General features: G+C 59.8%; 13 protein-coding genes. 12 read left to right on the forward strand and 1 reads right to left on the reverse strand.

Going from position 1 to position 13782, the window contains the following annotated elements:
- The 11 genes from P4L78_RS22750 to P4L78_RS22795 all read left to right on the forward strand — a co-directional run.
- Window positions 1-646, forward strand: a 646-nt coding sequence (locus P4L78_RS22750; protein ID WP_309330966.1) for a DegT/DnrJ/EryC1/StrS family aminotransferase, incomplete at its 5' end; no start/stop codon positions are given.
- Between the two features lie 9 nt (window positions 647-655).
- Window positions 656-1600 (forward strand): NAD(P)-dependent oxidoreductase, encoded by a 945-nt coding sequence (locus P4L78_RS22755; protein ID WP_309330968.1) that lies wholly within the window; start codon window positions 656-658, stop codon window positions 1598-1600.
- 141 nt (window positions 1601-1741) lie between these two features.
- Window positions 1742-2854, forward strand: coding sequence for an N-acetylneuraminate synthase family protein (locus P4L78_RS22760; protein ID WP_309330972.1), 1113 nt, complete (start codon window positions 1742-1744; stop codon window positions 2852-2854).
- Window positions 2855-2929: 75 nt separating this feature from the next.
- Entirely contained in the window at window positions 2930-4798 is a 1869-nt protein-coding gene (locus tag P4L78_RS22765) for a thiamine pyrophosphate-binding protein (RefSeq protein ID WP_309330974.1), read from the forward strand.
- A gap of 2 nt (window positions 4799-4800) precedes the next feature.
- Complete coding sequence (locus P4L78_RS22770) at window positions 4801-5466, forward strand: HAD-IA family hydrolase (protein ID WP_309330976.1); 666 nt, start codon at window positions 4801-4803, stop codon at window positions 5464-5466.
- Window positions 5467-5632: 166 nt separating this feature from the next.
- Window positions 5633-7465, forward strand: a complete 1833-nt coding sequence (locus P4L78_RS22775) for an SLBB domain-containing protein (RefSeq protein WP_309330979.1) — start codon at window positions 5633-5635, stop codon at window positions 7463-7465.
- Window positions 7465-8571, forward strand: a complete 1107-nt coding sequence (locus P4L78_RS22780) for a hypothetical protein (protein WP_309330981.1) — start codon at window positions 7465-7467, stop codon at window positions 8569-8571. Before P4L78_RS22775 ends, P4L78_RS22780 begins: the two co-directional genes overlap by 1 nt.
- Window positions 8561-9505: a glycosyltransferase family 2 protein gene (locus P4L78_RS22785; protein ID WP_309330983.1), complete on the forward strand. Its 945-nt coding sequence runs from the start codon at window positions 8561-8563 to the stop codon at window positions 9503-9505. Before P4L78_RS22780 ends, P4L78_RS22785 begins: the two co-directional genes overlap by 11 nt.
- A gap of 40 nt (window positions 9506-9545) precedes the next feature.
- A complete protein-coding gene (locus P4L78_RS22980; RefSeq protein WP_405051584.1) occupies window positions 9546-9902 on the forward strand; it encodes a GtrA family protein in 357 nt (118 codons plus the stop codon).
- Window positions 9895-11295, forward strand: coding sequence for a hypothetical protein (locus tag P4L78_RS22790; protein ID WP_309330986.1), 1401 nt, complete (start codon window positions 9895-9897; stop codon window positions 11293-11295). Before P4L78_RS22980 ends, P4L78_RS22790 begins: the two co-directional genes overlap by 8 nt.
- The gene (locus P4L78_RS22795) at window positions 11178-12920 is read left to right on the forward strand and encodes a glycosyltransferase family 39 protein (RefSeq protein WP_309330987.1); all 1743 of its coding nucleotides are present in this window, start codon (window positions 11178-11180) and stop codon (window positions 12918-12920) included. The genes P4L78_RS22790 and P4L78_RS22795 overlap by 118 nt, the downstream gene beginning before the upstream one ends.
- On the opposite strand, the gene P4L78_RS22800 is transcribed toward P4L78_RS22795, so the two are convergent.
- Window positions 12869-13198: a hypothetical protein gene (locus P4L78_RS22800; RefSeq protein WP_309330990.1), complete on the reverse strand. Its 330-nt coding sequence runs from the start codon at window positions 13196-13198 to the stop codon at window positions 12869-12871. The genes P4L78_RS22795 and P4L78_RS22800 overlap by 52 nt on opposite strands.
- A gap of 183 nt (window positions 13199-13381) precedes the next feature.
- Between P4L78_RS22800 and P4L78_RS22805 the strand changes: the two genes are divergently transcribed.
- Window positions 13382-13782, forward strand: a 401-nt coding sequence (locus P4L78_RS22805) for a hypothetical protein (RefSeq protein WP_309330992.1), incomplete at its 3' end; no start/stop codon positions are given.

The raw sequence follows: 13782 nt of genomic DNA on the forward strand, positions 1-13782 counted from the left end.
GGGCGAAGGCGGCGCGGTGTTTACCGACAAGCCCCGGTTGAAGCGGGTGGTGGAATCGCTGCGCGATTGGGGCCGCGATTGCTGGTGCGCGCCGGGCCAGGACAACACCTGCGGCAAGCGGTTCGCGCGTCGGTTGGGCACCTTGCCGCTGGGCTATGACCACAAGTACACATATGGCCATGTCGGCTATAACCTGAAGATCACCGACATGCAGGCCTCGGTCGGATTGGCGCAAATGGATCGGCTCGACGGCTTCATCGCCGCGCGCGCGCGCAATTTCGCGGCGCTGACCGAATTGCTGCGCCCGCTCGAGGATGTCTTCATTCTGCCGCAGGCGACGCCGCGCAGCAATCCGAGCTGGTTCGGCTTTCCGTTGACCATTCGTCCCGAGAGCGGGATCAATCGCGAAGATCTGGTGCAGTATCTTAATGAAAAGCGGATCGGCACGCGGCTGTTGTTTGGCGGCAACCTTTTGCACCAGCCCTATATGAAGGGGCGCAACGTCCGGACCGTCGGCGATCTGTCCAATGCCGATCTGGTTACCACCAATACCTTCTGGATCGGTGTCTATCCGGGTCTGAATGATGATCATCTGGCCTATATTGCCGAAACGCTCGGTGCCTGGCTGGCCGGCAGGCGAGGCTGAGGCGCGTTGATGGCATTTCCCATGCCTTTGGAGCGTTACGTTGTGACCGGCCCATCGGGCTGGATCGGGCAGGCGATGTTGGCAACTCTGGCGGCGCGGCTGGGTGAGGGTTGGGTGGACCAGGTCACCTGCTTTGCCTCGTCAGCGCGCAACATGCACACGGCTGGCGGCGAGGTCCGCGTAAGGGCGCTCGATGCAATCAGCCCCGATGACGTCGCCGGCGCTCATGTCATTCACCTTGCGTATCTGACCCGCGAAAAGGCGGCGCAACTTGGCGAGCGCGCCTTTTGCGACACCAACCTCGCCATCGACGACGCGGTGCTTGGGGCGATTGCCGACGCTACGCCTGCCAGTCTGTTCGTCGCATCGTCCGGTGCGGCGCAGATGGGGGCGCAGGGGCGGGATCTGCATCCATATGGTTTGGCCAAGCTCCGGCAGGAGGCGCGCTTTCTGGATTGGGGGCGCTCGGTCGGCGTGCCTGTGCTTGCAGGGCGGATATTCAATCTGGCCGGCCCCTATATCAACAAGGTCGATGGCTATGCCATCGCCAACTTCGCCAAGCAGGCCCTGGCTGCGGAACAGATATCGATAATGGCAACGACGCCGGTTTTCCGTTCGTTCCTGCATGTTGAGGACTTGTGCGAACTGGTGTTGGATTCTGCACGGGCGCGGCTCATGCATGGCGCTCCGGTGGATCTGTGCGGAGCAGAAATTGTGGAGATGGCCGATCTTGCCGCTCTGGTCGCTCAGGCGGTCGGGGGCAATCCGGTCATCACGCGCGGTCAGGTCGATACGAGCCGACCCAGCGTCTATCTTGGTGATTTCACCCAAACCCGTGTGCTGGCAATGCAGACAAACTTTCGTCTTCGGCCACTGCGCCAGCAGATCGCCGACACCGTAGCTTGGCTGGGCCATAAGGCTTTGCGCTACACCGAGCCCCTAAACGGCGCCTGATTACGGCACGATGCGATCAAAATTATCTTTTATATTGATGAAATGAAGCCAAATTATAAACATGAACTTGAATATGATAAAAACAAATACTGATCCCACCTTTGCCGCACGGCGCTCGTGCCAAATGATCTGGAGATGACCGTGACTGATATTTTCAATGATCTTTTTGTCCTGGAGTTGGCGAACAACCACTGGGGTAAGGTCGAACGTGGTCTGAAGATCATCGATGACTTTGCTGCCGTTGTGAAAGAAAATGGCGTCCGGGCATCGATCAAGCTGCAATTTCGCGATGTCGACCAGTTCATCCACCCCAATTATCGCGATCTGCCGGATTTTCGCTACATCAAGAAGACTCGCGACACCCACATGTCGTGGGACAACTTGCGCCGGTTGGTCGATCGCGTTGCCGACCACGAAATGCTGACCATGGTCACACCGTTCGATGAGGTATCGGTCGACAAGTGCGTCGAATTTGGCGTCGATATTCTGAAGATCGCCAGTTCCGATATCCGCGACAAGACCCTGCTGCGCAAGCTGGCCGCCACCGGCAGACCGGTCATCGCGTCGTCGGGCGGTGCCGATCTGCACCATATCGATAACCTGGTGACGTTCTTTGCCGATCGCCACATTCCGTTTGCGCTCAACCATTGCGTTTCGCTCTATCCGTCGGAAGACAGTGACCTCGAGCTCAACCAGATCGATTTCCTCAAGGCGCGCTATCCGGGCATTGTGATCGGGTTTTCAACCCATGAACACCGAGACTGGAAGAATTCGGTGATGATGGCCTATGCCAAGGGTGCGCGGACCTTTGAACGGCACATTGACATCGACTACGAAGGCGTGCCGGTCAGCTCTTATTGCACCCTTCCCGAGCAGGCCGACGTCTGGTTCAAGGCCTTTATCAAGGCCAAGGAAGTGTGCGGAGGCCCCGCCTCCGTCAGGCGCGTGGTGCCGGTCAAGGAACGCGAATATCTCGATGCGCTGGTGCGTGGCGTCTATGTCCGCCACGATCTGCCCGCCGGCCACATGCTGACCGATAGTGATGTGATTTTGGCTGTGCCGCTTCTCAAGGGGCAGATCTCGACCCGCGAATTCGAAAGCGGGGAAGTGTTGAAAACGTCGCTGCGGGCCTATGACGCGATCAATCTTGCGGATATCGACGCGGCCTATGTGAACGATCCCGAAGTGCTGGCACTGGTCCCCGACCGGGGGCTGGAGCCGCGGAGCGCCGATCAGCCTGCGGTCCACGCGTAAATCTTGGTGACCGGTCAATTGGATAGCCGACGCTTCGCTTTGAATCGCGGCTGTCCAATCCGGTAAGGAGAACCCATGGCCAAAATTAGGCTTTCTGATTACATCGCGCAGAGACTCCATGCTCATGGTGTGCGGCATGTGTTCATGCTCACGGGCGGCGGCGCCATGCATCTTAACGATGCCATGGGGCGCGTCGACGGTTTGCGCTATGTATGCTGCCACCACGAACAGGCGCTTGCGATGGCGGCCGAAAGCTATACGCGGCTGTCGGGCCGGTTGGCTGCGCTCAATGTCACAACCGGGCCTGGGGGGATCAACGCGCTGAACGGGGTCCACGGTGCCTACACGGATTCGATCGCGATGATCGTGGTGTCCGGGCAGGTGAAGCGCGAAACGCTGGCATCCAATGCGCCCGTGCGCTTGCGCCAGTTGGGCGATCAGGAAGTGGACATCGTTTCCATGGTCAAGCCCATCACCAAATACGCTGTCATGGTGACCGACCCCCAGGATGTCCGCTATCACCTTGAAAAAGCGCTGTGGCTGGCTGAAACCGGGCGACCGGGGCCGGTTTGGCTCGACATTCCGATCGACGTGCAGGCCGCGCCCATCGACCCTGGTACCTTGCATGGATTTGATCCCCGGCGCGAAGGCTATGGCCGCGATTATGCGTTGCCGGCGGAATATGGCTGGCTGACGGGTGATGCGGTGAACGTTGCCGCGCGTGAGGTGGCTGCTGCTCTGATGGCTGCCGAACGTCCCGTGTTGATGCCGGGAACGGGGGTCCGGATTTCGGGCGCCTATGAAGATTTTCTGGCGGTGGCCGATTTGCTGGGCGTACCGGTGGCGCCGGCCTGGAATGCCCAGGATGTGGTCGAGGAAGACCATCCGTTGTATGTCGGCAGGCCGGGAACAGTTGGTGACCGGGCTGGCAATTTTGCGGTACAAAACGCCGATTGCCTGCTGGTGCTGGGGTGTCGCCTGAACATCCGCCAGATCAGTTTTAATTTCGCCTCTTTTGCGCGCGCAGCGAAAAAGATCATGGTCGATGTGGATGCGGCGGAACTGGCCAAGCCAACCCTGTCGATCGACATGCCGGTGCATGCCAACCTGAAAGATTTCCTGCCCGCCTTGCGCCGGGCCTTGGCCGAGCACAAGCGCCCGGCCGCACATGAAGCCTATCTCGGCTGGTGCCAGGAACGGCGCGCCAAATATCACCCCGTTCTGCCGGAGTATTGGGACACCAAGTCCGTGGTGAACCCCTATTGCTTTACCGAGGCGCTGTTTGAGCAACTGGCCGAGAATGAAGTGATCGTGATGGCTGATGCCACGGCTGCAGTCGTCACGGTGCAGGCCGCGCGGTTGAAGAAAGGGCAGCGGATCTATTCCAATTCGGGCGCGGCATCGATGGGCTATGACCTGCCCGGCACGATCGGCGCATGGCATGCCATGACCTTGCGAGATGACCCGGCCAGTGCGTCGCGGATCATCTGCATGGCTGGGGATGGCTCGATCATGCAGAACCTTCAGGAATTGCAGACGATTGTCGGCCAGAATATTCCGGCCAAGATCTTCTTGTACAACAATTCCGGCTATCATTCGATCCGCCAGTCGCAACAAGCGCACTTCTCCGGCTTTTCGGTTGGTTGCGGCCCGGACTCGGGGGTGACTTTCCCTGATTTTGCCAAGATCGCCCATGCGTTTGGCCTGGCCTATGCGCGCACCAGCGACCATGCCGACATGCGCGAGGCGATTGCCGCCACTCTGGCGGCGCCCGGACCCGCGATCTGTGAGATCATGGTCGACAAGGAGCAGGTCTTCGCGCCCAAGCTTTCGTCGAAGCGGCTGGAGGATGGCACGATGGTGACGGCGCCGCTGGAGGATCTGGCGCCATTCCTGCCGCGTGAAGAGCTTGAGGCCAACATGCTCGTTCCGTTGATGCGGTGAAAATGTCGCCTCCCGCTCTCCTTTTCGATCTGGACGGGACTTTGGTGGACAGCGCCATGGGCATTGCCGTCGCGCTGTCGGTCGTGGCGGCAGCGCGCGGCGGCGGTTCGATAGGCCCCGATCGGGTGCGGCCACTGGTCAGCCGAGGGGTGGTGGAACTGGTCGCAGGGGCGCTGGGGCCGCTGGCAGGGGATAGCGCGGCCGACGTGCATGCGTTTCGCGCGGCGCTGGCCGAAGTTTCTGCCGATCCCGGCGTGATCTTCCCTGGTGTTGTATCGGCATTGGAACAATTCGGCGGCATGGGCATGCCCATGGCGGTGGTTACCAATAAGCCCGAGCATCTGGCCCGACGTCTGCTGCGTGATCTGGGGTTGACGGCGTATTTCCAGGCGATTGTGGGCGGGGATACGCTGGCGATTGCCAAACCCGATCCGGCGCCGCTGCGTCATGCGCTGGCTGCGATCGGCGGGCACTCGTGCGAAGCGCTGATGATAGGTGACAGCGCGGTTGACGCGCAGGCGGCAGCCGCAGCCGGTTTGCCCTTTGTGCTTTATGAAGGCGGTTACGGTGCGGGGGAATGCGCAGGGCATGATGTTGCGCATCGTTTTTCCTCCTTCGAGGCCCTGATCGAGGTGATAGAGCGCTCGTCGAAGACGCGTGCCGCGTGAGGCGCGGAGGTTTGTCCTTTTCGATTTTCAGTCTGATAGGTAAAATTTGATGTTGCTTCTCCAAGTTTTGTCTGGCCGGGGTTGCCGAGGGCCACATCCTGCTTTGGTAGTTTGTGGCGCTGGTGCGCTCGCCGCCTTTGCGGCGCCGGTTGCCGTGGCGCAAACGGTGGACAGCAACGCGGTCTCCGCTCTGGCGGCGGCGGCTCTGGGCCAAAATGGCGGCGCATCCGCAGGTGCCGGCGCAGCGGCGGCCGGCGGCGCATCAGCCACCAGCGTTATTCCACCGATTACGCCGGTTTCGATCGCGAGTGCTGCGCCCGCGCAGCCTTCGTCCAGTGCCTGGGATGCAAAAGGGATCGACATCGCTGCCGCCGAGCGGCTGAAGCCGCCGGCTGAGCCGGGCGAATATGAAACATGGCTGCGCGTTGTGACCGGTCGTCCGCTCAAGCGCTATGGCGCCGATCTCCTGGTGGCTCCGGCGCGTGATTTCTCGGTTCCGGTTACCAGTGCGATTCCGCCGGATTATGCGCTCAACATCGGTGATACCGTCGCGATTTCGCTGACTGGCTCGGTCGAAGGCAGCGCGCGCTTCGTTATTGACCGCGATGGCCGGATCTATTTGCCCAATGTCGGTTCGGTATCGTTGGCGGGTGTGCTCTATCGCGATCTCAAGGAGCGGGTTGCCGATGCCATCGGGCACAAATATCGCGGCTACGATGTCTCGGTAAGCGTTGCGGCGCTGCACGGTGTGCGCGTTTACGTGACCGGTTTTGCCAACAACCCCGGCTCGTATACGGTCAGCAGCCTTTCCACGCTGGCCAATGTCGTATTGGCGGCGGGCGGGCCATCGGCCGGGGGCAGTTTTCGTTCGGTCAAGCTCTATCGCAACGGCCATGAAGTCGTCGATTTTGACTTGTACCAATTGTTGCGCAAGGGTGATCGCACCGAGGATCCTTTGGTGAAGAGCGAGGACGTCCTGTTCATTCCGCCGGTAGGGCGACAAGTGGCGGTCGTCGGCAGCGTCAACGAAGAGGCGATCTATGAGGCGAAACCCGGCGAAAACCTCGAAGATGTCCTGAAGCTGGCAGGCGGAACAACCAACCTTGCTGATTCCTCGCGCATCATTCTTTATCGCCTGTCCGACCGCGATACGGTGGGCAGCCGGCAGGTGGACCGGGAGCAGGCCAGAACCGAGCCGGTGGCTGCGGGCGATATTTTGCAGATCCTGCCGCAAGGCTCGCTGATTCGTCCGCAAGAGCGCCAGCAAGTGGTGGTTCGGATCGAGGGCGAAGTGAACAAGCCGGGCAACTATTTCGTGGCACCGGGTACGTCGATGTCGGAGGTTGTGACCATGGCTGGCGGCCTGTCGTCGCGTGCATATCCGTTCAGCACGGTGTTCTCGCGCGTTTCGGTGCGCCAGCAGCAGATGGAAAACTATCACGAGGCGCTCGACCAGATGGAGCAGGCGCTGACCATTGCCCCGTTGACGACCAGCAGCTTGCAGGATGCTGCCGAGCGGCAGAGCCAGCTGACCGCTGCCAAATCCTTCATCGACAAATTGCGGCAGCGCGAACCCGACGGTCGTCTGGTGCTCGACTTGAGCCCCGATAGCACCACCCTTTCCGGCAACATCGTGCTCGAGAACAACGATCACATCTTTGTCCCCGCCAAGATGCACACTGTGGGCGTGTTCGGTGCGGTTTTCCGGCAGGCCTCATTTCTTCTGGATGACGCGCAACATTTGCACGTGAAGGACTACATCGATCAGGCTGGCGGCCCGATTCGCGGGGCTGACATCGGCAATGTCTTCGTCGTGCGCGCCAATGGTTCGGTGCTCTCGCGCAAACGCGGCGCGATGGCGGCGCCCGTATCGCCCGGCGACACGATCTTTGTGCCGATCAAGACCCATTCAACTTCGGTGCTGACCAAGCTCCTCAACTTCTCGACCTTGCTGTTCCAGTTCGGCGTTACCGCCGCCGCGGTTTCGGCGATCAAGTGATGGCCCGAAACGAAGGCATAATCGGCACCTTGCTCCGCAAGTCGCCGTTGGGCAAAGCTTGGCCACGCCGGGCGGTCGCTGCCGGGTTGATCGCGGTCAGCGCGGTGTGTGCGGTCTACCCGCAGCCCTATCGTGCGGCGATGACGCTGACACCGGCTGATCCGCCAACGCTTAGCCCGGTGGCAATGGGCGGCGGCTTCAACGCCTTGACCGGGATGCTGGGCAATCAGGCGCAAGTCGAGGTGCTGGTCCGCGTGGCGCAAAGTACTGCTGTCGCCCAGGCGGTGTCGGCAAAACTCGATCTGCCGCATCGGCTTGGCTGGTCTGAAAGGAAAGTTGAGGTTTGGCTCGGGCACAAAGTCGAGGTGCATTCGCTGCGCGGCGGGATGGTGATGTTTGACGCCAAGCTGTATGATCCTGTGCTCGCGCGCGATATCATCTCGGCTTACGGGGACTGCGTGCGCGAACGGACGGCCGTGATCGGGCGCAGCCAGACTGCCTATAAGCGCGATGCGTTGCTCAATCTGCTGCATCGGTCGGGGGATCAGCTCTCAGCTGCGCAATCGGCCTATGATTCGTTCCGCCTGCAAACCCGCTATAGCAGCCCGCAAACTGCCATCAGCGCCATCGGCGACCGGATTCCAGAGCTGGAGGCCATGATCCGTGGCAAAGAGGTGGAGTTGAACGCCACTCGTCAGTTCGGAACCGACGACAATATGCGTGTGCGTCAGGTGATTGCCGAAATCGACGCGTTGAAGGTGCAACTCGCGCAAGTTCGCTCGGTGACCCCTGGCGAGCAGGGCTCGGTTGGCCGCGTCGTGCACGAATCCACCGAACTCGACCGGCTGCGGCGCAATCTCGATCTGGCGCGCACGGTTTACGACAACTATGTGCGCTATCTGCAATCGACCACGGCCGAGGACATTGCGGCCATATCCAACGCGCGCATACTTGAGCCACCTTATATCGACCCCGAAAGGCAGTACAATTTTTGGGCTGTGCTGGCAGGTGGACTGATTGTGTTACTGGAAGTCGCCATGGAGTTCTATCTGGTGCGTCCGCCGATCGGGTCCGGAAAAGCGGAGGGCCAAGACGGTGTCCAGTGAACGTCCGGATATTTCGGTTGTAATCCCATGCTACAATGAAGAAGAAAATGCCGAGGCGATTTGCGCCGCTGCGACAGAACAGCTGGAAAAGCTGGGGCTGAGCTTTGAAATCATTGTGATCGACAACGCCTCGGTCGATCGGACAGTGACGATTGTCAAAGAGATCTGCGCGCGCGATCCGCGTGTCCGGCTGATTGTGAATACCCGTAATTTCGGGCAGATGCGTTCGCCCACGCACGGGATTTATCAGGCGCGCGGGCGCGCGGTGATCGGACTCTGCGCCGATTTCCAGGATCCGCCAGAGATGATACCCACATTGGTCGAGCGTTGGCAAAATGGTGCCGACATTGTCTTGGGCGTACGCGCAGCCGAACGTAAAGTGGGCTTTGTGCTTAGCTTGGTTCGGCGCTTGTCTTATTGGCTGGCGCGCAATTTCAGCGACTACCCGGTGGTGCCTCATGCCACAGGGTTTGGCCTCTATGATGCGCGGGTGGTGGATGCCACACGCGCGATCAGCGAGCCGGAGCCGTTCTTCCGCGGAATGCTGGTGGAAACCGGATACCGCCTGGAAACTGTGGAATACGTGCGACCGCCGCGCGCGGCGGGCGTGTCGAAAAACGACTTTTTCGGCTTGCTCGATTTCGCCATGTCGGCATTGGCCGGTTCGTCAAAGCGTCTGCTGCGTGTACCCATGTATATCGGTGCGTTCGCATCGGTCATGACGGTGGTCATGCTGCTGGGAGGGGCGGCGGCATTTTTCCTTGGGCGACCAATCGCAGGCTGGTTCATTGCTGCCGTACTGCAAGGCCAATTTGCGCTTCTTTTCGGTTTTATTGGCCTGCTTGGAGATAACTTGCGTATTATTTCCGAGCGAACCCGTAATACACCTATGGTAATCGAGCGCGAGCGGGTCAATTTCCCGGCGGAATATTGATAAAATGAACAGGGTAATTTCACGAGATCGTCTGGTCGAAATGTGGCGATATTATCAGGCTGGTCTGCTGAATACGGCATTCGGTTATAGTTCTTATGCTGCATTTGTGTGGTTTGGTGCAAACATATTTGTTGCTCAGCTTGCCTCTCATGTTTTCGGTATGATTTTTAATTATATCACGTTTAGCAGGCATGTATTTCGAAATTCAAAGCCAAACAATATTCGCTATATAATCTCCTACGCAGGTAACTATTTTCTTGGTCTTGGGATTTTATTTATGGTTTCCAGGATCGTGTCGTCTCCATATTTGGCGGGAATATTAACAATTATTATTGTATCTTTTGTAAACTATTTTTTATTGCGGTATTTTGTATTCAAAAGATCTGTGCATGAATAAGTCAAGGCCGACGTCAGCGCGGGGGATGTGGCTGGAATATGGCCTTGCGTTCCTGATTTTGTGTGGTTTGCTCAACACCTTCGTGTTTTTTTTCAGCAACGGATACCTGCCGCAGCCTTGGTTCTACGAACCCAGCGGCACCTTCATGGATTGGTATTCGCTGACAATTTGGGCTCACAAGCCGGGCGCATTTGAGGTCGAGCGGACGATTTATCCGCCGCTGTCCTTTGTTATCATGCGTATTTTCAGCTTTGCCGAATGTTACCACTATACCCGCTCGGAAGAGGTGCGGTCCTGCGACTGGGTGGGTGTGGTGTTCTTCACGGCGCTGCTGTTGGTCAACGCGGTGCTGACCTTCATCGTTATGGTCAAATTGCACGGTCGGCGCGGCTGGCCCAGAGCCTTTGCGCTGAGTTTCGGCTTGCCTATGCTCTATGCCTATGAACGCGGAAATCTGGTTTTGTTGTGTTACCTGAATGTGCTGCTGGCCTTCGGCCCCTTGCTGCGCTCGGCTCGGTTGCGCTGGTTGGCAGCAGGCTTCGGGGTAAACCTCAAGGTCTATCTCATCGCGGCGGTTTTTGCGCCGCTCTTGCGCCGCCGGTGGATCGCGACCGAGGGTATGATACTGGCCTCAGTGGCGGTCTATTTTCTGACCTGGGCGGTGCTGCAGGATGGCTCTCCCCAGCAATTGCTCCGCAATCTGTCCGACTATTCAAGTGGATTTTCCGCAAGCGCAGTGTTGGACCTGTGGTATCCGGCGACGTACATTCCGCTTATCACGCTGCTTAAAAGCGACTTTCCGTTAAATTCAATCGTTGATGGACGAACTGCTGACACGTTGGCATTGGTCGTCCCGCTGTTCATCCACGCGACGCAGGGCGTGATTTTGAGTGCGGCCGTTGCGTCGTGGTTGCGGCCAGAGGCGGTGGCGCCGAACCGCATGGTGTATCTCGCTCTGGCGCTTGCATTGAGCGCATCCGAGGCAGGCGGTTACACGGAAATTCTGCTGCTCTTGTTCGTGTTCATGGAGCCGTGGAGGGGGCTGCCCTGCAAAATTGCCATCGTCCTGGCCTTTGTATTGTGCATTCCGTACGACTACGTTCTGGGCTTTCTGCCGGGTTTATTGCGAACCAGCTATCTTTCGGGCCGCGATGTCATCGCGCAATATGGTGTAGGGGTGATGAGCCTGCTGCGGCCGGGGCTTGTGCTGATCATTGCCAACCTTTTGGGCGGCGCTACGATTGCCGATGTCTGGCGCGATATCAAGCAGCAGGGATGGCAGGGACGTTGGCGATTCCGGGGCGACTGGCCGCTGTGGCCCGGCGCGCGGCCACCAAGCCCGCCGACAGGACAGCCATTGCCCGCACGCGTCGAGGATCGATCGTCGCTGTGACTGGATCTCTGCGCGCGAAGCCATCGTCCACAATTCTCTTGTTGGTGATCCTGACAATCGCACTTGGCTTGCGCCTTTGGCCGGTCAACTTCGGGCTGCCCGCGCTCAACGATCCCGATGAGCTGATGTTTGAGCTGGGCGCGGTGCACATGTTGCAGACGCATACGCTCAATCCCGGCTGGTTCGGCCACCCGGCAACGACCACGATGTATATGCTGGCGCTGGTCGATGTCGCGGTGTTTCTGGTGGGGCATGCGCTGGGCTGGTTTGCCACACCCGCCGCGTTTGTCAGCCGGCTTTACCTGAACCCCGGCTGGGTCATCCTGCCGGGGCGGATCGTCATGGTGCTGTTCGGGGTCTGGACCGTGGCGCTGACAGGGCGTCTGGCGGGGCGGATTGCGGGCGAAGAGGCGAAATGGGCCGCCGCGCTGTTGCTGGCGTTGAGCCCGGTGCATATCGCCTGGTCGCAAGTTGTGCGATCCGACATCGTGGGCTGCGTGTTCCTGATCCTTGCCGTGCTCAGCGCGCTGGACGTGATGGAGGACAAACCACGAGTCATTCGCGGCGCCTTGTGGTGCGCGCTGGCGATTGCCAGCAAGTGGCCTTTTGCTATCGGGGGTCTGGCGATGATTGCCGCTCTCGGCTGGCGGTGGAAGACGGGGCGGATGCCCCTGACCATGGCCCTGCGCGCCGGAATTGCATTTGTCGCGTTGGTGCCGGTTCTATTGATCGTGATCGCGCCATACCTGTTAATCGCCCATGACACGGTGCTGGGTGATCTGGCGGGAGAGGCGCAAGTGCATCATCTGGGCGCCACGGGTGGTGGCCCTTTGACCAATGCCTGGTGGTATCTGTCCGGCCCGCTGACCACCGCATTCGGTATGGTCGGCCTGCTGCTGTGCGGTTTGGGCGCGTGGACGCTGCGCCGTGACGCGTTCGCGCGGGTGCTGCTGTGGCCTTTGCTGATCGTGTTCATGGTCGTTTTCAGTTGTCAGCATCTGGTGTGGGAACGCTGGATTTTGCCGCTGCTGCCGTTTCTGGCCGTGTTTGGCGGTGTCGGCCTTTGCACACTGCGACACTGGCTGGCGCTACGAACCGGTGCCGTGGCGGGGGCAGGGCTGGCGCTTGGCAGTGCGTGCCTGCCCCTGACACTGACGGATGTAGCGGCTGCCCACGCGCGGGCAAACAACACGGCGCAGCAAGCCTCGGCCTGGGCGATTGCGCATATTCCGCCGGGCAGTACTGTGCTGATCGAACATTTCGGTTTCGATCTTCTTTCACAACCCTGGCACATGCTGTTTCCGTTCGGCGATGCAGGCTGCATTGACCCGCGCCATGCGCTCGAGGGCAAGATCGATCATCGCACGATTTCCAACGGTCGCGGCGCACGTTCCAATGTCGACTATGGCACGGTCGCACCCGACCGCCGGTCCACTTGTGCTGCGGACTATGCGATCCTTACGCAGTATGACCGCTATCTGGCAGAGAAGGACGATTTCCCGAGGGAATTTGATGCCTATCGCCGATTGCTTGCCCAGGGACAGGTCGTCGCCACTTTCGCCCCACGGGACGGTTATTCCAGCGGGCGGTTCGTCCGCATCGTCCGCTTTTCTTCGCGTAAATGATGTAGGGATCTGGTGCCGTGGTTGCGGCATTTGACAGCGGCGGGGTGACAAGCCATGGCGGCGAGTAGCTGCCGGGTGCCACTGATCGTGCGATGAAGCTGGTGGACCGCTTTGCTGGCTGCTTTACCGATCATCGTCGGGGGGATCTGATAGAGCACGAGATCCTGACCGCCGTTCGAAAAATCCGCGCCAACCTCTCTTGTCCACCGAGCGGTGCCTGATTGGTTGGCGGGAATGGCCTGTTTTCGTACTCCATTCAATTTGGAGTCAATAATCATTTCAGATCAAATTCTTATCTTGCGTGTTTGGTTATGACCTGTTGGAGAATGATCCAGCACAAATACGTTTGGTTTTTGCCAAATTACAGATACCCGTTCGGGTTGGTCAAACGTCCGGGCGGGAAGGGGCGCCAAGCTCGCAGCAGGCAGATGGCGTAGCTTGATTATGCATGGGGATTGGGCATGTACAGGCAGTTCAAACTGGCAGGTAAGGTTGTTTCGATCGCGGCGGTGTCCAGCCTGGCGCTCGCGCCGGTGATCGCAATCGCCGATCAGGACCAGTTCGGCCAGCAGACGAAAAAGCACAAGGCCAAGCAGCACCACGGTAGCAGCAACTGGGTTCTTGGCTTACTTGGCGCAGGCGTGGTCGGCGGCGTTGCTGCGGCCGCTTCAAGCGGTTCGGGTTCTTCTCCGACGCCGACGCCGACGCCGACCCCGACCCCGACGCCGACGCCGACCCCGACCCCGACCCCGACGCCGACCCCGCCGGCGACGCCGACGCCGTCGCCGACGCCGACGCCGACCCCGACCCCGACCCCAACACCGACCCCGCCGCCGACGCCGACGCCGACCCCGACGCCGAC

It is taken from the genome of Silvimonas sp., from assembly GCF_031291215.1.
Taxonomy (GTDB): domain Bacteria; phylum Pseudomonadota; class Gammaproteobacteria; order Burkholderiales; family Chitinibacteraceae; genus Silvimonas; species Silvimonas soli.